22 protein-coding genes are annotated in these 23938 nt (G+C 33.3%); 3 read left to right on the top strand and 19 right to left on the bottom strand.

The annotated features are described in order from the left end of the window. Positions 1–432: 432 nt before the first annotated feature. The 4 genes from MK851_RS08955 to MK851_RS08940 all read right to left on the bottom strand — a co-directional run bounded on the left by MK851_RS08955 (position 433) and on the right by MK851_RS08940 (position 2701). Entirely contained in the window at positions 433–1086 is a 654-nt protein-coding gene (locus tag MK851_RS08955; RefSeq protein WP_320243279.1) for an ATP-binding protein, read from the bottom strand. Next, positions 1047–1679: a nicotinamide riboside transporter PnuC gene (pnuC, locus tag MK851_RS08950; RefSeq protein WP_320243277.1), complete on the bottom strand. Its 633-nt coding sequence runs from the start codon at positions 1677–1679 to the stop codon at positions 1047–1049. Before pnuC ends, MK851_RS08955 begins: the two co-directional genes overlap by 40 nt. Then, positions 1663–1923: a hypothetical protein gene (locus MK851_RS08945; protein ID WP_320243275.1), complete on the bottom strand. Its 261-nt coding sequence runs from the start codon at positions 1921–1923 to the stop codon at positions 1663–1665. Before MK851_RS08945 ends, pnuC begins: the two co-directional genes overlap by 17 nt. 151 nt (positions 1924–2074) lie before the next feature. After that, the gene (locus MK851_RS08940; protein ID WP_320243273.1) at positions 2075–2701 is read right to left on the bottom strand and encodes a 4'-phosphopantetheinyl transferase family protein; all 627 of its coding nucleotides are present in this window, start codon (positions 2699–2701) and stop codon (positions 2075–2077) included. Between the two features lie 62 nt (positions 2702–2763). Between MK851_RS08940 and ahcY the strand changes: the two genes are divergently transcribed. Further along, complete coding sequence (gene ahcY / locus MK851_RS08935; RefSeq protein WP_320243271.1) at positions 2764–4080, top strand: adenosylhomocysteinase; 1317 nt, start codon at positions 2764–2766, stop codon at positions 4078–4080. A gap of 84 nt (positions 4081–4164) precedes the next feature. Here ahcY and MK851_RS08930 read toward each other — a convergent pair whose 3' ends face one another. The 15 genes from MK851_RS08930 to MK851_RS08860 form a co-directional block, all read right to left on the bottom strand. Beyond that, positions 4165–4671, bottom strand: a complete 507-nt coding sequence (locus tag MK851_RS08930) for a ferritin (protein WP_320243269.1) — start codon at positions 4669–4671, stop codon at positions 4165–4167. 95 nt (positions 4672–4766) lie between these two features. Further along, positions 4767–5045 (bottom strand): hypothetical protein, encoded by a 279-nt coding sequence (locus MK851_RS08925; protein ID WP_320243266.1) that lies wholly within the window; start codon positions 5043–5045, stop codon positions 4767–4769. Positions 5046–5156: 111 nt separating this feature from the next. Continuing rightward, positions 5157–6164 (bottom strand): TlpA disulfide reductase family protein, encoded by a 1008-nt coding sequence (locus tag MK851_RS08920; RefSeq protein ID WP_320243264.1) that lies wholly within the window; start codon positions 6162–6164, stop codon positions 5157–5159. Between the two features lie 150 nt (positions 6165–6314). Beyond that, entirely contained in the window at positions 6315–7850 is a 1536-nt protein-coding gene (locus tag MK851_RS08915; protein ID WP_320243262.1) for a YifB family Mg chelatase-like AAA ATPase, read from the bottom strand. Positions 7851–7890: 40 nt separating this feature from the next. Further along, complete coding sequence (locus MK851_RS08910; RefSeq protein ID WP_320243260.1) at positions 7891–8154, bottom strand: hypothetical protein; 264 nt, start codon at positions 8152–8154, stop codon at positions 7891–7893. Between the two features lie 99 nt (positions 8155–8253). After that, positions 8254–8826, bottom strand: a complete 573-nt coding sequence (locus MK851_RS08905) for a DUF4126 domain-containing protein (protein WP_320243258.1) — start codon at positions 8824–8826, stop codon at positions 8254–8256. A gap of 78 nt (positions 8827–8904) precedes the next feature. Next, the gene (locus MK851_RS08900; RefSeq protein ID WP_303507795.1) at positions 8905–10872 is read right to left on the bottom strand and encodes a protein-disulfide reductase DsbD family protein; all 1968 of its coding nucleotides are present in this window, start codon (positions 10870–10872) and stop codon (positions 8905–8907) included. A 25-nt stretch (positions 10873–10897) separates the two neighbouring features. After that, positions 10898–12211: a tRNA lysidine(34) synthetase TilS gene (tilS, locus tag MK851_RS08895; protein WP_320243255.1), complete on the bottom strand. Its 1314-nt coding sequence runs from the start codon at positions 12209–12211 to the stop codon at positions 10898–10900. A gap of 12 nt (positions 12212–12223) precedes the next feature. After that, positions 12224–13048, bottom strand: coding sequence for an alpha/beta hydrolase (locus tag MK851_RS08890; protein ID WP_320243253.1), 825 nt, complete (start codon positions 13046–13048; stop codon positions 12224–12226). Continuing rightward, complete coding sequence (locus tag MK851_RS08885) at positions 13049–13561, bottom strand: hypothetical protein (protein WP_320243252.1); 513 nt, start codon at positions 13559–13561, stop codon at positions 13049–13051. Between the two features lie 42 nt (positions 13562–13603). Further along, positions 13604–14914, bottom strand: a complete 1311-nt coding sequence (gene pabB, locus MK851_RS08880; RefSeq protein WP_320243250.1) for an aminodeoxychorismate synthase component I — start codon at positions 14912–14914, stop codon at positions 13604–13606. 140 nt (positions 14915–15054) lie between these two features. Then, positions 15055–17493 (bottom strand): sodium-translocating pyrophosphatase, encoded by a 2439-nt coding sequence (locus MK851_RS08875; protein WP_320243248.1) that lies wholly within the window; start codon positions 17491–17493, stop codon positions 15055–15057. Between the two features lie 119 nt (positions 17494–17612). Next, positions 17613–18140: an inorganic diphosphatase gene (locus MK851_RS08870; protein ID WP_320243246.1), complete on the bottom strand. Its 528-nt coding sequence runs from the start codon at positions 18138–18140 to the stop codon at positions 17613–17615. Positions 18141–18243: 103 nt separating this feature from the next. Next, on the bottom strand, positions 18244–20772 hold the full coding sequence (locus MK851_RS08865) for a DUF5686 family protein (protein WP_320243244.1): 2529 nt from the start codon (positions 20770–20772) through the stop codon (positions 18244–18246). 75 nt (positions 20773–20847) lie between these two features. Continuing rightward, a complete protein-coding gene (locus MK851_RS08860; protein ID WP_303507778.1) occupies positions 20848–21828 on the bottom strand; it encodes a pyruvate dehydrogenase complex E1 component subunit beta in 981 nt (326 codons plus the stop codon). A 213-nt stretch (positions 21829–22041) separates the two neighbouring features. On the opposite strand from MK851_RS08860, the gene MK851_RS08855 reads away from it, so the two are divergent. Both MK851_RS08855 and MK851_RS08850 read left to right on the top strand, forming a co-directional pair. Then, positions 22042–22782 carry an electron transfer flavoprotein subunit beta/FixA family protein gene (locus tag MK851_RS08855; protein ID WP_320243242.1) on the top strand — a complete coding sequence of 247 codons (741 nt, stop codon included), beginning with the start codon at positions 22042–22044 and terminating at the stop codon, positions 22780–22782. Between the two features lie 102 nt (positions 22783–22884). Continuing rightward, the gene (locus MK851_RS08850) at positions 22885–23838 is read left to right on the top strand and encodes an electron transfer flavoprotein subunit alpha/FixB family protein (protein ID WP_320243240.1); all 954 of its coding nucleotides are present in this window, start codon (positions 22885–22887) and stop codon (positions 23836–23838) included. Positions 23839–23938 lie beyond the last annotated feature (100 nt).

The following is a 23938-nucleotide window of genomic DNA, read 5'->3' as shown; positions in this document are numbered from 1 at the left end:
TGTCATTTCGAACTGTAGTGGAACGGAGGTGAGAAATCTTTTAGTTGAGAGTTGGGAACTTTAAAGGGTAGTAGTTACTCTTATTGGTGAGATTTCTCCCTCTGGTCGAAATGACAACTTGCACGTCATTTCGAAGGAGTGTGCGACTGAGAAATCTTATGGTCGAGTGTTAGGAGTTTTCAAGGGTATTCGTAACTAGAATTAAGTAGATTTCTCACTATCGCTCGAAATGACAAAACGTACGTCATTTCGAACTGTAGAGGAACGTAAGTGAGAAACCACAAGGTTCAGCGGAGCTAAATCTCAAAATCGAGTGTTAGGGGTTTTCAATAGTGTTTGTAACTAGAATTAAACAGATTTCTCGCTATCACTTGAAATGACGTTTATCTATTGTAGTAATGACATGAAATACGGAATGATATTTAGCGATGCTTACATATCGTAATTAGGCGTGTCGGGTGATTGGTGCATAAAGTGCATATCTAAATCGGTAAGGGTGTCGGAAAAAGAGTACAAGTTTTCTTTTTTAGTGAGTAAGGCATCAATAATTTCAACCGCTTTTTTCAAACGGGTTTCTTTGTCGCCCTTTAACAACACATACGGACGGTTGTATTTTTTCAACGCATTTTCAAAGGCTTTAAACATTTCCAAACGCTGCTCGGGTCTGTCGCGTAAATCATCGGCTTCCCAAGGCGTATCGATATAGGTTAAAAAGTAAATGTCATAGGTGTTTGCAATGGCAGCTTCATCTAATTTTGGGTCTACGAATCCGCCATAATACTCTTCAGAATATACTTTGGTCTCTAACAAATCGGTATCGCAGATGAGTACTTTATCCGCTTTTTTAGCCAATTCATTTTCCAAGTCCATTTGTCCTTCAGCAATCGGAATTAAATCGTGTTGCTCACAAGTTTTACGTTCGTTGTTCCACTTGTCTTGCAAGTATTCACGCGCAAATTCGGGAGCCCAAACGGTATTATAATGACGCGCTAACTGACCAGAAAGTGTAGTTTTTCCTGTGCTTTCAGGTCCAAATAATACCACCTTTACAAGGTTGATGGGTTGTTGTGTAAGTGCTTTTTCCATGCTAAATATCCTGCAATTGCTATAAAGGTAAATAATAAATATTGAAAACTAGTAAAGGTAAATCCTTTGTAAAAGTACAGTGGAACGGAGATAATATCGCCAATAATCCAATAAATCCAGTTTTCTATTTTTCGTTTTGCCATCAGCCACATTCCTACAAAGAAAATGGCAGTGGTAACTGTGTCTACATAAGCTGTCCAGCTTGTCCATTTATCAAAAACGGTATACACAGCATAGACAAAAACTAAGGTGGCTACAAATATGGCTACACTTTGTTTTTTTTCTTTAAGTGTGGTTCTAGAGATAGGAGTTACATGGGTGGCGTCTACTTTGCGTGTCCAGATATACCAACCGTATACACTCATAATAAAATAGTAACCGTTAATCATCATATCGCCTAACAGTTCCCATTTTAACAAGAGGTACACAAAAATAGCAGTGCTTATCATCCCTGTAGGGAATACCCAAATTTTATTCTGTTTTGAATACCAAACGGATAAAAACCCAAAGATAACGGCGATAATTTCTAGCCAAACATCAATAGGATTGTAATCAACATACTGCCCAAAAAGGAAATCAAAAAGTTGGCTCATAATCGCTACGATCGGTTTTTACAATCTTCATAAATAGCAACCCGTTGTCAATCAACTCAAAAGTATTTTTCAATTCAGAAGTTACCAAACCCATCACGGTATCATAATCGCCATACACCTGTGTACTCAAAGGATTCTCTAATACGGTTAACCCCGAGGCTCTTAATTTTTTGATGAAATTGATAATGGGTTCTTCAAATTCGTTCTGAAGCGGACTTAAGGTCAATTCTACGGATATTTTCATGGTTGTTCCTAATTAGAAAGATGCAAAGTTACTAAAGTTAAGTTGTTGTTGCGTGGGAAAGGTTTTTGGGAGTTTTTTAGTTGCAAAGATGCAGAGTTTCAAAGTCTCATAGTTGCAAAGTTGCGAGGTTTTAGAGTTTCAAACTAGGTGTTTAACAAGCACATACGCAGGTAAAGCCTTCCATTTCTAAAAAGTGGATGTCGTACTCAGAGGTTTGTCCTTCATACAAAATTTTTCCAGTGGTTACATTTGTTTCAAAAGAAAAATCTTCAATATAAATGTTTTCTAAGAAGCGTAATTTTTTCTTTCCGTAGATTTTATACAAGCTTTCTTTGGCTCCCCAAACAATGGTAAGTTTGCTTACTAAAGCATCATGGTTAGCTATGGACTTGTATTCTTCTATCGGAGTAAACTTGTGTGCGATTTTTACAATTTTGTCGCGCTGCATTTCAATATCTATCCCCACAGGTTGTGTATCGGAAATAATTATTGCTGAAAAGGTAAATGAATGGGTGATTGAAATGAATTTGCCGTCTTTTAAGTGTGGTTTGCCGTAGCCATCATACAGTAAATCATCATCGGTATACCCAACTTCTTTAAGTAAGTGACGTACACTCATGAAGCCTTTTTGGTGTAAATCGGACTTCATGCCGTTTACTCTTTGTTGATTTCCGCTTGTTAAAGAAACGCCGTTAGAAAGTTGTTCAAAAGATTCTTCAATCTTCCAAATCAATGCTTTAGCATGGTTGTTTACCGTTAATGTTTTGTAAAGAGGCATATTTTAGAAAGTTATTTCGTAATTTTGCGACTCAAATTTAAGATATATAAATATACAAAAATATGAGCACAAAAACTGCAACATATGTTCCTTACAAAGTTAAAGATATTTCTTTAGCTGATTGGGGAAGAAAAGAGATTGAATTGGCAGAAGCTGAAATGCCAGGGTTAATGAGTTTACGCGAAGAGTATAAAGATGAGCAACCTTTAAAGGGAGCAAGAATTGCAGGATGTTTACACATGACGATTCAAACTGCGGTTTTAATTGAAACGTTACAAGCTTTAGGTGCTGAGGTTACTTGGAGTTCTTGTAATATTTTCTCTACGCAAGATCAAGCTGCTGCTGCTATTGCTGCTGCTGGAACACCTGTGTATGCTTGGAAGGGACTTACAGATGAGGAGTTTGATTGGTGTATAGAGCAAACATTATTTTTTGGAGAAGACAAGAAGCCATTAAACATGATTTTAGATGATGGTGGAGATTTAACCAATATGGTTTTAGATAAATATCCTGAGTTAGCTCCTGGAATTAAAGGTTTATCTGAAGAAACTACTACAGGGGTACACCGTTTATACGAGCGTATGAAAAACGGAACGTTACCTATGCCTGCGATTAACGTAAATGACTCGGTTACTAAATCGAAGTTTGATAATAAGTACGGATGTAAAGAATCTGCTGTAGATGCAATTCGTCGTGCAACAGATATTATGTTAGCTGGTAAGCGCGTAACTGTTTGTGGTTATGGAGATGTTGGTAAAGGTACTGCTGCTTCTTTTAAAGGGGCTGGTTCTATCGTTACTGTTACAGAAATTGACCCTATTTGTGCGTTACAAGCGGCTATGGATGGTTTTGAAGTAAAAAAACTAGAAACGGTTGTTGGTAATTCTGATATCGTAATTACTACTACTGGTAACAAAGATATCGTAAGAGCTGAGCATTTTGAAGCAATGAAAGACAAAACAATTGTTTGTAACATTGGTCACTTTGATAACGAAATTCAAATGGGTTGGTTAAATGAAAAGTATGGTAGTACCAAAGATACTATTAAACCTCAAGTTGATAAATATAACCTTAACGGAAAAGACATTATTGTTTTAGCTGAAGGACGTTTAGTAAACTTAGGTTGTGCTATGGGGCACCCAAGTTTTGTAATGTCTAACTCATTTACAAACCAAACTTTAGCGCAAATCGAGTTATGGAATAATGCTGATGCGTATAAAAATGAGGTGTATATGTTACCAAAACATTTAGATGAAAAAGTAGCAAAATTACACTTAGCTAAGATTGGTGTTGAGTTAACTGAGTTACGTGAAGACCAAGCGAAATATATTGGTGTAACTGTTGAAGGTCCATACAAACCAGAACACTATAGATACTAGTTTACAGGTTTAAGATTTTAGAATCAAGACATAAAAAATCCCGCAACATTGTTGCGGGATTTTTTTATACTATTTATAAAAGTTTTATTCAGTAGGAATACGCTCATCAATCATTTTTAATGGCATACCTTCCATTAAATCGATTAAGTCTAAAATGTCTCTTACTTTCTCTTCTTCTTCGGCTTGTTCTGTTACAAACCATTGTAAGAAGATTTCAGAAGTAAAATCACCTACTTTTCTTGCGGTTTTAAATACGTGGTGAATAGATTTGGTTACTTCTATTTCTGCATCTAACGAAGCTTCAAAAATAGCGCGTAAGCTTTCAAATTCATGGGCAACTTCTGTGGCTACAGGTGACATTGCACTACCGCCATTATCGTTAACAAATTTAAAAATCTTCATCATGTGTTCTCTTTCTTCTTCTGCTTGCTTATAAAAGTATGTTGCACTATTTCTAAGCTCTCTTTGATCACACCACGATGCCATAGCTAAATATTTAGAAGATGCTTGTTGCTCCATTGTTATTTGGTGGTTTAGCAAATCAACTATTTCTACATCTAAAATCATGTCTCTTCTTATTGCTGTTTCCATAATATTTTGTTTAGTTTTAATACTATAAAGATACAGATTATAAGGCTCTAAAAGAATAGAGAACCTAATTTAAAGCTAGTCTTAGTAAAGACTTTTTACTTAAAAACTGATAAAAGAAGTTCTCTTAGCTCTATAAGTTGAGGTACATCTAAGAATAACACATGCTTATTGTCTGCAGCAAAAAGAAGTATGAAGTTGTCACCGTTAATAATGGCTTCTAACGATTCGTAAGAAGCGTGTTGCAGTACTTTTTTTCTGAATGCTAATAGTTGACAGAAAGTAAAATCAATTACTTTATAGCTTAAATCTAGTTGATAACAGTTTCTGCTACCACAAGATAATTTAAACGATAATTCTTCAGCTAAAAAATTCATTTGGCAAATATAATTATTTTTAATGAATCTAAAGAAGAATAGTTTAAAGCAATAAAAAAAGCTCGCAAATTTGCGAGCCTTGATGTTATAAACGTCTTTTAATACTAAGATTTAAATATTCAATGATTTGAATAACTCAACTAATTTAGGATTAGAAGGTCTTGGAGCATTAGAATCTACAATGTTCCCTTCTGGATCTAATAAAATAAATCTTGGGATTCCTGATACTCTGTAGGCATCCATAAAAGCTTTATCTTCTTTAGCGTATAACTGAACTCCTGATAATTCTTTATCAACAATCATTTTCTTCCAAGCTTCATAATCTTTTTGTCTGTCAACAGAGATACTTACAAACTCAATATTTTTGTTGTGGTATTTTTCTTCTACTTTCTTTAAGAAAGGAATTTCGTTTTTACATGGTTGACACCAAGTAGCCCATAAATCAATGTAAACATATTTACCTTTTAAGTCATCTAAAGAAGTAGTACCACCAGCATTGTTTTCGTAATCAACAAATTTAGGAGACTCCATGCCTTTAGCTAATTTTTTCGCTAAATATTGTTTGTCGTTATATACTTTTGTTAGATAGTTTTCAAGTCCTAAAATATTTTGCTTTTGACTTACTACGAACGCAGAGTCTAACGAAGTTCCCTCAAATTTCTTATTAAAGTCATCAACAAAAGAAGAAACTTTAGATCTGAAATCTAACTCTGGTAAGTCCATCAATTCTTTGTCTCCAAATATTTTTTTTTGCTCTAAAGAGGCTTTAGCCAAGAAAGTACTTTCTTCAAAACCAATACCTGTGTAAGTTATAGTTTCGTCAAATTCTTTAGCGTCAAGGGTCATATTAATATCCGCTCCATTTTTTAAATATAGAGTAGCATATTCTTTACCATCAAAAAGTCTGTAGAAACCATCTTTTACATTCATAGTATCTTTAAAAGTTCCGTCCTCACCAATTTTAATTACTTTGTTGAATTTAAACTGAGGGTTAGAAATAGTAATAGTTTCAGAGTTTTTGTTAGTAATTTTTCCAGAAAAAGTTACATAATCTTTTTGCTCCTCTTTACATGAAACTAAGGCAATAGAAATTGCCAATAAGTAAATTAGTTTTTTCATTAGGGTGTATGTTAAATTTTGCTATCCAGCATTTTTATAAACGCCTAAATTAGTGATTTTATATGAAAGTACAATTTTTTAACGTTTCTCTAACTGTTTTCATAGTTGGCTATTTAATAACACTATGACTCAATAATTAAGTTTTTAATTTTAACCTAACCAGCCTTCACGATCTAAACTCCTATATTGAATTGCTTCGGTAATATGTTCAGACTGTATGTTTTTTGAGGAAGCTAAATCGGCAATGGTACGAGATACTTTTAAAATCCTATCATAGGCTCTAGCGGATAGGTTTAATTTTTCCATGGCAATTTTTAACAAGTTTTTACTTTCTTCTGATAGCTTACAAAACTCTCGAATTTGTTTTACATTCATTTGAGCATTATAATGAATGTTTTCAAAGTTTTTAAATCGATTTGTTTGAATTTCTCGGGCAAGCGTAACTCTTTTTCTAATATCTACACTGCTTTCTCCTTTTCGTTCATCAGATAGCTTGTCAAAGGGAACTGGGGTTACTTCAATATGAATGTCAATTCTATCTAACAATGGACCAGAAATTTTACTTAAGTAGCGTTGCATTTCGGCAGGGGAGGAGGTAACAGGTGAGTCTGGATTATTAAAATATCCTGAAGGACTAGGATTCATACTTGCTACCAACATAAAACTACTAGGGTAGTTTACTGTAAAACGAGCTCGTGATATGGTAACCTCTCTATCTTCTAAGGGCTGACGCATGACTTCTAAAACCGTACGTTTAAATTCTGGAAGCTCATCTAAAAAAAGCACACCATTATGTGCCATAGAAATTTCTCCAGGTTGTGGGTATTGTCCACCACCTACAAGTGCAACATCAGAGATAGTATGATGAGGGCTACGAAAGGGACGTTGATACATTAAGCCTGTATTCTTTACTTTTCCTACTACAGAATGTATTTTGGTAGTTTCTAGTGCTTCGTGCAAAGTCATAGGAGGTAAGATTGAAGGAAGACGTTTGGCTAACATTGTTTTTCCTGCCCCTGGTGGTCCTATAAGAATAATATTATGTCCACCAGCTGCTGCGATTTCCATACAACGTTTTATAGATTCTTGTCCTTTTACATCAGCAAAATCAAACTCAGGGAAGTCAATATGTTTGTAAAACTCAGCTCGCGTATCAACGGTTGTAGGTTCAATTAGTTTGTTTCCATCAAAATGATTGATAACTTCCATAATGTTGTCTACTCCTAAAATATTTAAGTCATTTACAATGGCAGCTTCCTTGGCATTTTCTTTTGGGAGAATAAAGTGTTTGAAACCTTCTTCACGTGCTTTAATAGCAATAGGTAGAGCTCCTTTTATAGGTTGTAAACTTCCATCAAGAGAAAGTTCTCCCATAATAATATATTCGGCAATCTGTTCTGATTTTATTTGATTGGAGGCAGCCAAAATACCAATAGCTAAGGTTAAATCATACGCAGCACCTTCTTTACGAATATCGGCAGGTGCCATGTTAATGATAATTTTCTTTCCAGGTAGTTTGTAACCGTTATTAGCTAAAGCGGCAGAGATTCGATACGAACTTTCACTTACAGCTTTATCGGGTAATCCAACTAAATGATATCCTATACCTTTATCAATATTAACTTCAACAGTAATTGTGGTTGCTTCAATACCAAAAACAGCACTTCCATAAACTTTTACTAGCATATTTTTCTCTTTTCGCTAAAGATAGAGAAAAAAATAAAATTTATTGTAATTGCATTTGTTTTGGATTCCAACGAGTTGGGTCATTCTTTTTTAAGAAACCTTTTAAAAGGTTGTTGTTCTGATAATCTGTATAATCATCATAAATTAACGACGTTGGCTTTTTACTTAGTTTATTAAAAGGAATGGAAAAAGAATTGTTATCAATGTCTTGTTGACTTACGATAAAAAATGATAGTCCATTTAAATCTAGATTTTTATTAACTGTTGATGAGTCATAAAAAGTAGAAGAGGTGTTAAAAAACAAAATAAAAATGTAATTTTGGAAAACTAAGCAGTTCTAATCTGGGGAAGCTTACAATACTATTTTTCATAAAGTTAGATTTATAAAAAATAGTACCAATAATTATGCCTCTTTTGATTTAGGGAAAATGTATTTATACATTTTACGAATACCAATAAATATTAAAACCACTAAAATAATAGCCACTGCAGGTAAAAAAATAGAAAAGAGAGACATTATGATAGAAGAGCCTGTTTCTACAGTAGAAATAACAGGGTTTGCAACACCAGCTGTTGTCGCGGTAGAGGTTAATCGAGTAGAAGCGGCAGTTCCTTTAATGGCAGAGGCTGTTCCTCCACCAGCAATAATTGCCAAAGCCCAAGTGATTACTGGAGATAAATCAGTTATTGTTGAAGCCATAACGGCGGTACCAGCAATAGCTGCTAATGGAATTGCTATTGTATCGAGTAAATTATCAAACCAAGGAATATAATATGCAAATACTTCTAAAACAGTGGCTACTCCTAAGGTTATGATAGCTGTTGAGCTTGCTACCCAAGCCCAGTTTTCATTTAATGGGATAATATTATAATATCCAGCAAGGCTCAAAGCAAACAATGGTAGAAAAACTCTAAAACCTACGGAAGCTGCTAAACCAATTCCTAAAAATATGCTGATAATTGTTTCTGGTGTCATGTGTTTTTTATTGAAAGATATAAAAAAAGCCTCTTTTTTAAAAAAGAGGCTTTTAAATATATAATATTTATACCAAAATTAGTTAGAGTTAAATCTGTCTAAACCAGTTTTTAACCAATTGTAGTAAGTTGCATGATCTGTATATTGTTGAGGTGAGTTTAATACCTCTAACTCTGGACTCATTAATACATAGAATGGTTGAGAAGCTGTTTTAAAGTTAGCCGCCTGTAATGTAGCCCATTTATCACCATAAGTTCTAATTCTTTTTACTTTTCCGTTAGATTTAATAAAGTCGAATTGTTCTTCTTCTGGTAATGTTCTTTGATGATCATCTACATATAATGAAATTAATACATAGTCATCATTAATTAAAGAGTAAATGTTTGGTTGACTCCAAATATTTTCTTCCATTTTACGACAGTTTACACAAGCCCATCCAGTAAAGTCTAGTAACACTGGTTTGTTAACTGACTTTGCATAAGCAACCCCTTCATCAAAATCTTTGAAACAGTTTAGGTTAAGAGGACAGTGGTTGTCTTTTTGGTAAATACTATGGAATTTAGGAGGTGCAAAACCACTTAATAATTTATTTTGACTCCAAGCAGGTTTTTCCATAACTCCTGGAGCTAAATATACAGCTAAACCTAAAGAACCTAATCCTAATAACACTCTGAAAAGAGTTATTTTACCGTATTTTTTACCAATAAATCCAAATAAGTAAAGTGCTAATAAAAATGCAATTAAAGCCCATATTCCAATAAAGATTTCTCTTTTTAATAATCCCCAATGACCTACTAAATCTGCATTTGATAAGAATTTAAAAGCAAAAGCTAATTCGATAAAACCTAAAACAACTTTAACAGTGTTTAACCACCCACCAGACTTTGGCAATGTGTTTAACCAGTTAGGGAACATTGCAAATAAAGCAAATGGTAACGCCAATGCTAAACCAAATCCAACCATACCTACTGATAATTGTGTTGCTCCTCCACTTAACGATCCTGCTAATAACGACCCTAAAATAGGACCTGTACAAGAGAATGAGACAATAGCTAAAGTTAGTGCCATAAAGAAGATTCCGAGTGTTCCTCCAACATTAGAGGCACTATCAGCTTTATTACTCCAAGAACTAGGTAATGTTAATTCATAAAAGCCGAAGAATGAACCTGCGAAGAATATTAGAATAACAAAGAAAAATAAGTTTAACCAAATATTTGTTGAAATACTATTTAAAATTTCAGGATCTAATGTATCTAAGAAATGGAAAGGAAGACTTATTAATCCATAGATTAACACGATGAAGAAACCGTATAAAACAGCACTACCAACACCTTTTCCTTTTTTCTCTGTGCGTTTTGTAAAGAAAGATACAGTTAAAGGAACCATTGGGAATACACATGGAGTTAAAAAAGCTAACAATCCACCAACGAAACCTAATAAGAAAATGTTTAATAAGCTATTGTCTTCGTCTTCTCCTGATGCACTATTTGTATCAGTTGAACTTTTTAATAAAATAGTATTCTTTAAATCTAAATTTAAAGATTGAGACAACTCTTTACTTTTATCATCTACTTCTGCAACAGTTTGTGCTACTTTTTCACCTGTTAATGAAAATGTAAAATCTTCATCAAAAGGCAAACAGTATTCTTTACAAACTTGTGCATCAAGATTTAATGTAATTTTTGTTAATGTAGAGTCAGAAACAGTAATTCTTTGTATTATCTTACCTTCTTCAACAAAAAATATTTCGTCTTTTCCCCAGATTTCACTAAACTGAGTTTCTGTTTCGCTTTCTTTGGCCTTACCATTTAAGGTGTATCCAGATTGCCCTTCTGCTGGTGCAATTGTCATAGGTAGTGATGCGTCTTCTGGGTTATACTGAGAGTATAAGTGCCAGTCTTCAGCAATTAACACGTCAAAAATTAAGTCGTACTCAGTATCAGAGATTTTCTCTACTTTAGGAGTAACAACTACGGGATTATCGTCAGATTGAGAATAAACCGCTAAACCTATGAATAATAAAAATAGAGTAAAGAATTTTTTCATTCTATATGTAGTTTGATGGGGTTAATTAAATACTAATTTTTAATAGTTTGGTTGTATTTTCTGTTGGTAAAAAGCGTCTATCTTGTCGTTTTCCTACTATCCAAATAATCTCATTTTTACTGGAACAGAGCAACCAAATTTTATTTTTGTTTACAATTGATATTTTTTCGTCTTTAAAATACTTACTTACTTTTTTACGTCCTAACATTCCTTTAGGATAAAAAAAGTCGCCGGAGTTCCACCGTCTAAGTTTTAGTGGGAAGTTAAGTAGTTCATTATCAACATAAATACTTTTATTGTCAGCATTGGTTTTTTTTTGAACCCTTTTTAGTAGCAGCTTGATTGGTGCTGTAATTTCTTTGTTTTCCTCCCTTATAATGAAATATTCGTCCTCAAAAGAACCTTTTTCATTAGTGCGTAAAAGTAATAAAAAATCTCTGTCTTTCAACAAAGTATAAAATTTTGTTAAAATCTGCTTACCAGACTGAGCGTAAACTAAGTTATAAACATCGTTCCATTCCGTGAATTTATAAGGCTTTAACAGCTGGTAGAGGTATGCTTTGGGATCGGATAACTTTAACAGTTTCTCAATATTTATTTTTAATAAATCACCTTCTTTTGAAACGATTTTATTGGTGATTTCTTCTATTTTATCAGTAACAATTTGCTGAGATTCTTTTAAATAACCAATCGTTTTATTAAAGTTGTTTAAAAAACTGGGGTTCAGTTCTTTTAGTGCAGGTGTTATTTGATGACGAATCTTGTTTCTTATATATTTTGTTTCAGCATTACTTTTATCTTCACGCCATTCAATATTGTTCTGTTTTGCAAAATTTAGAATTTCTTCGCGTGAAAAAATAAGTAAAGGTCTAACAACATTTTTATTAACTGAAGGGATGCCTGTCAAGCCCTCTAAACCTGTGCCACGAGATAGGTTAATTATAAAGGTTTCTAAATTATCGTCAGCATGATGTGCTGTTAAGGTATAATCAAAAACATTCTCTTGATTTAGTTTACCAAACCAATTGTAACGTAATTCTCTAGCTGCTAATTGTGTTGATAATTTATTTTTAGTAGCGTATTTATTGGTATTAAAGTTTGTTGTAAATGTTTGGATATTCAAGTTTTTTCCTAATCTTTTAACAAACACTTCATCTAAATCACTTTCTTCTCCTCTTAATTGAAAATTACAGTGTGCTAACGATATATTAAATTGTAGTTTATGTAAAAGGTGTGTTAGTACTACACTGTCAACACCTCCAGAAATAGCTATGAGTAATTTTTTCTCTTTTAAAAAGGGAAATTGTTCGTTAATATGTGTTGCTAATTCTTGAAGCATATAGGTAAATAACTATTGTAATTGAGTGTTTAACCAGTTTAGAACATCTTGTAACATTTCTTCTTTACATAAGTCATTTTGTAACTCATGATATCCGCCTTCATATAGTTTAATACTAGCTTTAGGTGTATTGTTAGCAAATGCTTCTGTTCCTTTATAATCAATGATTTTATCTCCTGTACCATGCAATAATAGCATTGGAGTTTTTAAAGAGGAAGCATTTTTAATAGCCCATTCGCCAGCATCAATAAAAGATAAAGAAAAATTAGGGCTTATTTTATCGTGAACCAGAGGGTCATTACTATATCTTTTAACTTCAATAGGGTCACGTGATACATCGTTTGTGTCTAATTCATTACCTAAGGTAATTGAAGGAGCAATTTTTTGCATTACTTTTCCTAACGAAAGTTTCCAAGCTGGTGGCTGAAAAGCTAAACGTAAAAACGGACTTGTAGCTATAACTCCTTTTAGGTTGTGTTCTTTTCTAAGTGTGTAATTAATTACAGTGTTGCCTCCCATAGAATGCCCGTATAAAAAGATGGGCTTGTCGTTAAAAACCTCTTTAGCTTTTTCAATCAGTTTAGTAACGCTTTTTAATACATAATCGTAACCTGGATTGTGTCCTCTTTTTCCTGTTGTCTTACCATGACCGAAGTGGTCAAAAGCAATTACGCCAAAATTATTATCGGTTAGTTTTTTTGCAACATGTTCATATCTTCCAGAATGTTCTCCCATTCCGTGAATTAATACTACGACAGCTTTTACGCTTTCTGGTTGCCAATATTGACCGAAAAATTCAGTTTTTTGAAACTTAAATGTAAATGTGTTGTGTGTCATCTAGTCTCTAGTAATGTTTCCGTCTTCTAAAATATTGAAAATAATAGTAGAAGGGGTGTCAGAAATATATTCTACTAATTCAATGCTGTTTGTATTAAGAGTAGAGGTAGTTTTTAACATGCCTTCTGCTATTTCATCATAAGCTAATACTTGGCTATTAATAATATTAAACTTGTCATCATAGTTTACTAACATAGAAATTAGTTCAGTGTTATTAGGATAAAAATAATATACTATTGATTGAAAATTTTCTGATATTTTAGGAAGATAAGAAACCCCAATTTTAGCTTTTTCATTGTTTAATTGCTCTTCAAAAATAGAAGGAAGTTTTAAAAGTTCTTGTTGTGACTTGGTTAATAGTTTGCCTTCAGCATGATTACTAAAGTTTGTACTGTCAATTAAAGGAACAGTTTTAGTAGGGTAGTTGTTTAAAAATGAATATTTGTTTACTTTACAAGATGTCATTGATGCAATAATAGCAACGAAAAGTATAATTTTAATTGTGTTTTTCATTTTATGGGATTTAATTTTTTAAGTTATGTGCTATAAATATAACTAACTTTTGTTTGTTAGTACAAACTTCATGGCCTTGGCTTTGAGTAAACATTCTTCATATTCTTTTTCTGGGGTAGATTTAGCTGTAATAGCTCCACCAACGGAGTATGAAACGTATTTGTTTTCTGCATTGTATAAAATACTTCGGATAACTACGTTAAAATCGAAGTCGCCATTTGGGGTAAAATAGCCAACGGTACCAGAATATAACCCGCGTTTGGTTTCTTCTAATTCTTCAATAATTTTCATTGCTGAAATTTTAGGAGCCCCAGTCATACTTCCCATTGGAAAAGTGTCTTTAATTACATCAACTGGGTGTGTGGTATTTTCAATTTCTGAAATTACGGTAGAAATCATTTGGTGTACTTGTTTAAACGAATACACTTTGCATAGTTCTTCTACTTGAACACTTCCTTTTTTAGCTGTTTTTGATAAGTCGTTACGAACTAAATCTACAATCATAATGTTTTCTGAGCGTTCTTTTTCATCACGAGCTAAGTCAAAAGCAATTTTATTATCTTCAATAGGATCAATCAAACGTTTTGCTGTTCCTTTTATAGGTTGTGATATAACTTTTGATTCTTCTTTTCTTATATATCGTTCTGGAGTAGCAGAAAGCAAGTAATGATTGTCATTTCTAAAAAAAGTAGCAAATGGAGGCTCTGATATTTTGTTTAACTGCGTGTATACTTTATACGGATTTATGATTGTGTTTTCTGCATAGAATTCTTGACAGAAGTTAGCTTCATAAATGTCTCCTCTATGTATATGTTCTAGTACTTTTTCTACTTTTTGATGGTATTCATCTTTATGGATACGTAGTTTTATTTTTACGTCATCTGTTTCTTTTTGTTCGTGATTTTGAATAGTAGGGTTGGTTTCAATGATATCTTCAAAATCTTCTTCTAATTCATCATCAATCATTTGCAAGTAGTGAAATTCAACTGTGTCTCCTTTGATGAAAATTAACTTTTGAGGTTGAAAAAAATACAAGTCAGGAAAATGAAGTCCGTCAAAATTCTTAGAAGTTAGTCTTTCAGTATCGTTTTTAACATCATAGCTAATGTAGCCAAAGATGTAGTCTTTGGTGAAAGACTGATATTCTTTTAGCTTATCAAAAGCGTTGTGATAATCTGTTTTAATAGAGGTAAATTCTTCTACAGCTAAAGCACAATCGAAAGAACTGTACTGTTGTTCATAGTTGTTAGAATCTAACCAAACAGCAGTTTCAAATTGTGTAGCCCAAACAAATAGTTTTTGCTTGAAAAGTTTAGGGGTGTCTATGGAAAAAATACGGACAGTTCTTGACATCGCTACAAAAATAAGAAACCCGATAGAAATACTACTATCGGGTTTAGGTTTTTATGATTTTGAGTTTTATATCATTTACAACTTGAATAAAGAAAAAAATCATTATTTTCTTTTACAGTAATTTCAAATCATAACTGGTATTATTCTTTTTTTGAGTTTTCGTATTCTTTAATTTTCTTTTCAACTTCTTCTAAAGTACCTTCAAAAGTTTTTTCTTCAGTTGTTTCTTCACCGTTTTTAACAATTGTAGTAGTAATAGTAGCTTTAGCAGTACCATCATGATTCTTTTCAATAGTTACTTTAATGATATTTTCTAACTTGTTCTCAGTAGTAGATTCAGCATCAGTTGAAAGTTTTATTTCATGTTTTTCACCGTTTTTGTCAATCCAGACTTTACTATTTTCTGTCTTTTCATATGTTTCAGAAGAAGCATGTCCGCCTAATGTTGGGGCAATAACTAAACCAACTAAACAGGTAAGTTTAATTAAAATATTCATTGATGGTCCAGAGGTATCTTTAAAAGGATCACCAACAGTATCACCTGTTACAGCAGCTTTATGAGCATCAGAACCTTTGTAAGTCATTTCTCCGTTGATTTCAACACCAGCTTCAAACGATTTTTTTGCATTATCCCAAGCGCCACCTGCATTATTTTGGAAAATAGCCCACATAACACCTGACACACAAACACCTGCCATATAACCACCTAAAGGTTCAGCACCAAAAACCAATCCGATAATAATTGGAGTGATGATAGTAATTAAGCCTGGTAAAATCATTTCTTTTAAAGCAGCTTTGGTTGAAATATCTACACATTTTGCATATTCAGGAATACCAGTTCCTTCCATAATTCCTGGGATTTCTTTAAACTGACGACGTACTTCATGGACCATTTCCATAGCTGCTTTCCCTACGGATTGCATTGCTAAGGCAGAAAATATTACTGGAATCATTCCACCAACAAATAACATGGCTAATACATCTGCTTTAAAAATGTTAATTCCGTTAATTCCTGTGAAAGTTACATATGCAGCAAACAACGCTAAAGCAGTTAAGGCAGCAGAAGCAATAGCAAATCCTTTACCAACTGCAGCAGTTGTGTTTCCTACTGAATCTAAAATATCGGTACGCTCACGAACGTGGTCTTCTAATTCACTCATTTCAGCAACTCCACCTGCATTATCAGCAATAGGCCCGAAAGCATCAATAGCTAATTGCATAGCAGTTGTAGCCATCATTGCTGAAGCCGCTAAAGCTACTCCGTAGAACCCTGCGAAATAATATGAACCATAAATAGCAGCGGCAAATAATAAAACAGATAAGAAAGTAGATTTCATACCTACTGCTAAACCAGCAATAATATTGGTTCCAGCACCTGTAGCACTATTTTGTACGATAGCTAACACTGGTTTTTTACCTAAACTGGTATAATAAGCTGTAACCATTGAGATTAATGCTCCTACAGCTAAACCAATACAGGCAGCCCAAAACACATTGATAGCTGCTACTTCTTTAAAGCCTTCTCCGAAGAACTTCATTTGCATTGTTTCAGGAAGCATCCATTTAATCAAAAAGAAACTAGCTATTAATGTTAAAATAATAGCAACCCAGTTTCCAGTATCTAGTGCTTTTTGTACTTGTGCTTCTTTTGCTGTATTGTCTTTGATTCCTACTAAAAAAGTTCCGATGATTGATGCTACGATACCGACTCCTGCAATTACTAAAGGGAGTAATATTGGTCCCATTCCGTTAAAGGCATCAGAAAAAGGTGAGGTTATAGACATATCTCTAATAACATAATTTCCTAGCACCATAGCTGCTAATACGGTTGCTACGTACGAACCAAATAAATCAGCTCCCATACCCGCAACATCACCAACGTTATCACCAACGTTATCTGCAATGGTTGCTGGATTACGAGGATCATCTTCGGGGATTCCTGCTTCTACTTTTCCTACTAAATCGGCACCAACATCGGCTGCTTTGGTATAAATACCTCCACCAACACGAGCAAATAAAGCAATTGATTCAGCTCCTAAAGAAAACCCAGCTAAGGCTTCTAAAACAACAGTCATTTCATTATAAAAATTACCTCCATTTGTAATAAATTGACCGACGAAGATTAGAAAGAATAGACTTAACCCTAAAACGGCTAAGCCTGCTACTCCTAATCCCATTACGGTTCCACCACCAAAAGATACTTTTAGTGCTTGAGGTAAACTAGTTTTGGCAGCTTCTGCGGTTCGTGCATTGGCATCGGTTGCTATACGCATTCCTATGTTTCCTGCTAAAGCAGAAAAAATTGCTCCTATAATAAAAGCAGGAACAATCATGATACTTGTTGTTTCTACTAATTGAGAGATTCCAAATAAAGCTAATGAAGCAATGACTACAAAGATTAATAGTAGTCTATATTCGGCAGCCAAAAAAGCGAGAGCTCCTTCTTTAATACTTTTAGAAATGGATTGCATTTTTTCATTTCCAGGATCTTGCTTTTTTACCCAGATCATTTTTATGTACATAAAAATGAGCCCTAAAATTGCCAATGCTATTGGCACATATATCATGTTTTGTTTCATGTTATTGTTATTTGATTAGTTATAAGTGTTCGTAAATATAACAAAATCAATAACTAAACAAAAAACCTCTCAGTTGTAACTGAGAGGTTTTTTGTTTTATATAGGATGATTTTTACAGATTAAATCTTGAAATTTCCATTAGCTTTATGTTCGCTATTTTCATAACGCTCTAAACATTTATCTAAAATTTCGTATGCTTCATTTGCATCACCCCAGTCTCCAATATCAACTTTTTTCTTTTCTAAGTCTTTGTATACTTGGAAAAAGTGTGTAATTTCTTTTTGACGGTGTGGGTTTAAGTCAGTGATGTTGTTATATCTGTTCCAAATTGGATCAGATACTGGTACACAAACAATTTTTTCGTCTGGTCCTTTTTCGTCTGCCATATGGAAAACACCAATTGGTTTTACTTCCATAACACACATCGGGAAAGTTGGTTCAGCACCTAAAACTAAAACATCTAAAGGATCTCCGTCTAATGCTAAAGTTTGAGGAATAAATCCATAGTCTCCAGGATACATCATTGATGAGAATAACATTCTATCAAAACGGATTTTTCCTAAATCAAAATCGTATTCGTACTTGTTTCTGCTTCCTTTTGGTATTTCAATTAAAACATCAACTGTCTTTCTTTCTTTTGCGGTCATATATTCTAAACTTTTCTTCGTTTTCTAAAATCGGTTTGCAAAAGTAGTGATTTATTAGTTTTTTTAAAGAAAAAATAAAGGTAATTTATGGTTAAATGTATGATTATAAGCCGGGTTTAATACCTATACGGATTGCGAACTTAGGTGTTGGAGCAACAATTGAGCCAGTAGGTGGTGTATAATTACTTCTCCAAATAGCGTCAATCCTTAGAAAACGCAAGTTACCATATCCAATATTTTCTAATCCAACACTGTATTCATAATATAGTTTGTTTGGAGCATTGTAGTTAACGTTAGGTGCTCCACTACTATTAACTAATCCATCGTTTATAGCTCTATTTTGTTGTGAAATGTTTCCGTAAGCAGCTCTAAAAGAAACTAAGCTTCTTAGTTTTAATTTTTTTAATAGCGGTATTCTGTTCAAAATATAACCATTAAAATGGTGTTCAAAATGTCCTGCTAAATATTCATCGGCAACAAAATCGTAGTAATTAAGTAAAGCAAAAGTGTCTTTAACTAATGAGAATGTTTGGTTGGCAGGAATTGGACTTAATAAGGCAACTGGAACTGTACCAAATGTTTTTCCTGCTTCAAAACTAGCGTCTAAAGTTCCAAACTTACTTAGTAAAATTGGTTGACTATATTTGAATTGGATTTTATCATAACTATGGGTTCCATTAAAGGGCCCTTTATAGCCTCTTCGGTAGTTTAGTACAAAAGTAGGGAACACGTTTTTTCCAAAACGTCTTTCTACACCTAGTCCGTATACAAATCTCCCTGGAGTGAATGAAACATAAATATCGGAAGCAACATCGGTTACTTGTGATTGAACGTTTCCGTTTTCATCTCTATAATTCATAGAGAAATCTTTCTCAGAAGCTGAAGTTATTTTTGAATGAGAAAAATTAAATCCTACATGTAGGTTTTGTTGAATTTGATAATCGAAGTTCGTAGCTATTTTTTCAATATCTGATAAAAAGAAATTGTCTCCTCTTGAAAATAATGCAGTTGTTCCAAAGCTTCTTCCTAAAAGTTGCGTTGTGTTTAGTAGAGTACTTCCCAATTGTTCAATGTCTTTTTGGTAAGCAACTCCAACAGCTATTCTAGGTTTATAAGATAAAAGGTAACGCGCTTCTGCACCATATTTTACACGTTTATCTTTAAAACCGTAAGCAACATGACCACCTAAACGAAAACGATCGTCTTTAGTTACAAAAGTTCGAAACCCCATTTTAGTTCTAAACCCTTCTACTTGATTGTTGGCAAAAGCAGTCCATAAAGGCCCAATTTGAACACCGATATTTGTGTTTATATAACCACTAGCTACTGTGTTTATTAGTCCTGTTAGGTTTTTTATTTGTTTCTTTTCTTTAACGCTTTCAATTAGTTTGTGTGTTTTTTTACTTTCATTGGTTTGAATATTCTCCCAGTATGAATCTTCTTTTTCATATTGATCAGGTCTAATCTTTTCAATAGTTTGTTCGTAGAAATTTTTAGGAAGAGCTTTGTTTAAGACGTAATTCTTAAAAGTAATATCTTTTTTTATCGTTAACCCTTTGTTACTTTCGTTTTTATCAATGAATGTAAAGTCACCTTCATAGGCATTTTTAGTAGGAATGTAAATACTGTCGTTTCGTACCTCAAATTCTTTTTCAAAACTAAGTCCTCTTACAAAGTTCAAGTTAATACTTTTATGAACTTTCATTTTTAGTTTTTTGATAGAGAAGTTTTTATCGGCTACCCAAAAATTTCCTTGAAAGGCTAAATCTCCATCTCTTCTAGGGAAGAAATATATGTTGTATAGTTTTTTGTTGTTGTTAACAACACTATCGTACAGAACATAGTCATATGTAGAAAATCCATCAGTGGATAAAGGGCTGATGAAGGGTTTTTGAAGCAGTGTTATGTTGTTTTTAAAAACATCAATATTTTGAAAAGTGTTAGCCATTCGGTCAAAAATAAAACCTTGAGCACCTAATCCTTCAGCTTTTTCAGCTTCTATATCTTCTCTAACATTATTGTTTTTATTATCACCATAAACATTGGCAACTTGTTCATTTAAATAAACAGGAATATAATAGTTTATTCCATCACTATCATATTTTATTTCTTGAAGGGCTTGTTTGTATTCTTTCTTGAATATTTTTTTCAAAAACAAAGTGTCTAAGTTGTTTAAACCTATCTCTATGGAAGTGTTTTTTTTGTATTGATAATGGTCAACTAGGTCAAGTCCGTTTTTTCGTTTACGCTTCCATATTTCTTTTAAAATTCTATAAGCAGGATTTTCTTTTTTCTTTAAGCGTTTTTTAGGTTTGGTAACAATAACAACTTCTTCTAACTCATTGCTTTCTTCTTTTAAAACGACGCTTAAAAACTTTGTTTTTTGGCTGACTTTTATGGTTTGGGTTTGAAATCCTACAAAAGATATTTCAAGTACGCCTCTGTATTTATTTGTTTTTAAATAAAACTTACCATTATCATCAGTAGTGGTTCCGTGTGTGGTGTTTTTTAGAATGACATTAACAAAAGGTATTGGAGTATCAAACTCGTCAACTACTTTACCTTGTATTGTTAGTTGTGCGCTTAAAACACTGGTAGTCAGTAGTAATAGTAAGTTAAAAAGATGTTTCATTATTTTTTTACTACAAAATCCTTTTGACGTGAGTCAAAAGGATTTTAATTTATTTTCAATTTCTTTTTTCTTGAATTATTTGCGGTACATTACCTCTTTTACGGCTGATATTACATCATTTGCATTTGGTAGCCATTCTTCTAATAATACAGGAGAATATGGTGCAGGAGTATCAGCGGTATTAATTCTTTTTATAGGAGCATCTAAGTAGTCAAACGCTTCATCTTGTACTCTAAAAGTTATTTCTGATGAAACATTTCCAAAAGGCCATGCTTCTTCTAAAATAACTAATCTATTTGTTTTTTTAACAGATTTTAAAATAGCTTTATGATCCATTGGACGAACTGTACGTAAATCAATAATTTCAACTGAAATTCCTTCCTTAGCTAATTCGTCTGCAGCTTTGTAAGCTTCTTTGATGATTTTACCAAAAGATACTACTGTTACATCAGTACCTTCTCTTTTAATATCTGCAACTCCAATAGGAATGATATATTCTCCCTCAGGAATTTCCATTTTATCACCATACATTTGTTCAGATTCCATGAAAATTACAGGGTCATCATCGCGAATAGCTGCTTTTAATAAACCTTTTGCGTCGTAAGGATTAGAAGGAACAATTACTTTTAATCCAGGACAGTTAGCATACCAACTTTCAAAAGCTTGTGAGTGTGTTGCTGCTAATTGACCTGCAGAAGCTGTGGGGCCACGGAAAACAATAGGACAGTTAAACTGTCCACCACTCATTTGACGGATTTTCGCAGCATTGTTAATAATTTGGTCAATTCCTACTAATGAGAAATTAAAAGTCATATACTCAACAATAGGGCGGTTACCGTTCATTGCTGATCCTACAGCAATACCACCAAAGCCCAATTCGGCAATAGGAGCATCAATAACGCGTTTATCACCAAACTCGTCTAGCATGCCTTTGCTGGCTTTATATGCACCATTATACTCAGCAACTTCTTCTCCAATTAAGTAAATGCTTTCATCTCTACGCATTTCCTCGGTCATTGCTTCGCAAACGGCTTCTCTAAATTGTACTGTTTTCATACGTTTTATAAGTAGTTGTTTATCAAGAGTGCAAAAATAATAAAAATAGGGGTAATATTGTAGTTTTAAAACCAACAAATGATTATGTAATAATAATATCTTAATTTTGAGGTTGATTAGTGTTGAGGAAAAAATTTATTATGCACGCATAGTAAATTAAAAAAAATCCTTAACTTCGTCGCACAAAATTAAGTTTCTTTAAAACAACGATATATGAAAATATTAGTTTGTATCAGTCACGTACCTGATACTACTTCAAAAATCAACTTTACTGATAACGATACAAAGTTTGATACTAACGGGGTTCAATATGTTATAAACCCATACGATGAGTTTAGTTTAACTCGTGCAATGTGGTTTAAAGAAAAGCAAGGAGCAAGTGTAACTGTAGTGAATGTTGGAGGAGTTTCTACAGAGCCTACTTTACGTAAAGCTTTAGCAATTGGTGCAGATGATGCAATTCGCGTAAATGCTGAGCCAACTGACGGATTTATGGTGGCTAAAGAATTAGCCGAGGTTGTAAAAAACGGAGGATATGATTTAGTGTTAGCAGGAAAAGAGTCTGCTGATTATAATGGACAAATGGTTCCTGGAATGTTAGCTTCTTTGTTAGATTTTAACTTTGTTAATGGATGTGTTGGTGTTGAAATAGACGGAACGAATGCTACTTTAGATAGAGAGATTGATGGAGGTGAAGAAAAAGTGTCTTCAACGCTGCCAATGGTAGTTGCAGGCCAAAAAGGAATTGTAGAAGAAAAAGATTTACGTATTCCTAATATGAGAGGTATTATGATGGCACGTAAAAAGCCACTAAATGTAGTTGAGCCTACAGGAGCAACAGCAGCAACAGCTACTCAAAATTTTGAAAAACCAGCACCAAAAGGAGCGGTTAAATTGGTTGATAATGTTGATGATTTAATTGATTTATTACATAACGAAGCGAAAGTAATTTAATCAGTTAACCTGTTTTAATAGAGTTCAAAAGAAAAAATAAAAATATTTGTTAGTGTTTAAGACTAAGAAACTAACCACTAACGACTAAAAAAATAAATAAATATGTCTGTATTAGTTTTTGCCAATTCATCGGAAGGAAAATTCAAAAAAACAGCTTTTGAGGTTGTCTCATACGGAAAGAAAGTAGCAGAGCAATTAGGAAATGATTTAGTAGTATTAACTATTAATGGAGGAGATGCATCTGAATTATATACTTACGGAGCAGAAAAAGTAGTAGAAGTAAAAAATGGTTTAACTTCTTTTAATGCTAAAGGGTATGCTTCAATTATTAAACAAGTAGCAGAAGCAAAAGGAGCAACTACAGTAATTATTGATTCTAGTGTTGATGGACTAACATTAGCACCATTAGTAGCAGTTGCTTTAGAGGCAGGATATGCTTCAAATGCTGTAGCGTTACCAAGCAGTACAAGTCCTTTTGTTGTTAAGAGAAAAGCATTCTCAAATAAAGGATTTAACAACACTGAAGTTTCAACAGATAAAAAAGTAATAGGTGTTGCTAAAAATTCTTACGGAGCACATGAAAATGCAGTAAGTGGTTCTGCTGAAGGTTTTGATGCTACATTACCTGAATTAGGAGTAAAATCTGAAAATATTAATAGAGCAACAGGTAAAGTTACTATTGCTGATGCTGACATCGTAGTTTCTGCAGGAAGAGGTTTAAAAGGACCTGAAAACTGGGGGATGATTGAAGAATTAGCTGATGTTTTAGGTGCAGCAACAGCATGTTCTAAGCCAGTATCTGATTTAGGATGGCGTCCTCACAGTGAGCACGTTGGTCAAACAGGTAAACCAGTAGCTTCTAACTTATATATTGCTATAGGTATTTCTGGAGCAATTCAGCATTTAGCAGGAATTAATGCTTCAAAAGTAAAAGTAGTAATCAATACAGATCCTGAAGCACCTTTCTTTAAGGCTGCTGATTATGGTATTGTAGGGGATGCTTTTGAAGTTGTACCTCAGTTAGTAGAAAAATTAAAAGCTTTTAAACAAGCATAAAATAGTGGTAATTTATTCTTTTTCTAGAAATTAGAGCTCAACTCATAATTTTTAGTAAATTGTGCCCACCTTAGAAGGCTGTCTAAAATTTTAAGCAAAA

The sequence above is a fragment of the Tenacibaculum sp. 1B UA genome (assembly GCF_033978845.1).
Classification (GTDB): domain Bacteria; phylum Bacteroidota; class Bacteroidia; order Flavobacteriales; family Flavobacteriaceae; genus Polaribacter.
Note: the sequence above shows the minus strand (reverse complement) of the source record. Positions and strands in the feature narration are given on the sequence as shown.

Bases quoted from the DNA above. Each gene is read 5' to 3' on its own strand.
- MK851_RS08955 (WP_320243279.1), bottom strand. From the start codon at position 1,086: ATGGAAAAAGCACTTACACAACAACCCATCAACCTTGTAAAGGTGGTA.
- pnuC (WP_320243277.1), bottom strand. From the start codon at position 1,679: ATGAGCCAACTTTTTGATTTCCTTTTTGGGCAGTATGTTGATTACAAT.
- MK851_RS08945 (WP_320243275.1), bottom strand. From the start codon at position 1,923: ATGAAAATATCCGTAGAATTGACCTTAAGTCCGCTTCAGAACGAATTT.
- MK851_RS08940 (WP_320243273.1), bottom strand. From the start codon at position 2,701: ATGCCTCTTTACAAAACATTAACGGTAAACAACCATGCTAAAGCATTG.
- ahcY (WP_320243271.1), top strand. From the start codon at position 2,764: ATGAGCACAAAAACTGCAACATATGTTCCTTACAAAGTTAAAGATATT.
- MK851_RS08930 (WP_320243269.1), bottom strand. From the start codon at position 4,671: ATGGAAACAGCAATAAGAAGAGACATGATTTTAGATGTAGAAATAGTT.
- MK851_RS08925 (WP_320243266.1), bottom strand. From the start codon at position 5,045: ATGAATTTTTTAGCTGAAGAATTATCGTTTAAATTATCTTGTGGTAGC.
- MK851_RS08920 (WP_320243264.1), bottom strand. From the start codon at position 6,164: ATGAAAAAACTAATTTACTTATTGGCAATTTCTATTGCCTTAGTTTCA.
- MK851_RS08915 (WP_320243262.1), bottom strand. From the start codon at position 7,850: ATGCTAGTAAAAGTTTATGGAAGTGCTGTTTTTGGTATTGAAGCAACC.
- MK851_RS08905 (WP_320243258.1), bottom strand. From the start codon at position 8,826: ATGACACCAGAAACAATTATCAGCATATTTTTAGGAATTGGTTTAGCA.
- MK851_RS08900 (WP_303507795.1), bottom strand. From the start codon at position 10,872: ATGAAAAAATTCTTTACTCTATTTTTATTATTCATAGGTTTAGCGGTT.
- tilS (WP_320243255.1), bottom strand. From the start codon at position 12,211: ATGCTTCAAGAATTAGCAACACATATTAACGAACAATTTCCCTTTTTA.
- MK851_RS08890 (WP_320243253.1), bottom strand. From the start codon at position 13,048: ATGACACACAACACATTTACATTTAAGTTTCAAAAAACTGAATTTTTC.
- MK851_RS08885 (WP_320243252.1), bottom strand. From the start codon at position 13,561: ATGAAAAACACAATTAAAATTATACTTTTCGTTGCTATTATTGCATCA.
- pabB (WP_320243250.1), bottom strand. From the start codon at position 14,914: ATGTCAAGAACTGTCCGTATTTTTTCCATAGACACCCCTAAACTTTTC.
- MK851_RS08875 (WP_320243248.1), bottom strand. From the start codon at position 17,493: ATGAAACAAAACATGATATATGTGCCAATAGCATTGGCAATTTTAGGG.
- MK851_RS08870 (WP_320243246.1), bottom strand. From the start codon at position 18,140: ATGACCGCAAAAGAAAGAAAGACAGTTGATGTTTTAATTGAAATACCA.
- MK851_RS08865 (WP_320243244.1), bottom strand. From the start codon at position 20,772: ATGAAACATCTTTTTAACTTACTATTACTACTGACTACCAGTGTTTTA.
- MK851_RS08860 (WP_303507778.1), bottom strand. From the start codon at position 21,828: ATGAAAACAGTACAATTTAGAGAAGCCGTTTGCGAAGCAATGACCGAG.
- MK851_RS08855 (WP_320243242.1), top strand. From the start codon at position 22,042: ATGAAAATATTAGTTTGTATCAGTCACGTACCTGATACTACTTCAAAA.
- MK851_RS08850 (WP_320243240.1), top strand. From the start codon at position 22,885: ATGTCTGTATTAGTTTTTGCCAATTCATCGGAAGGAAAATTCAAAAAA.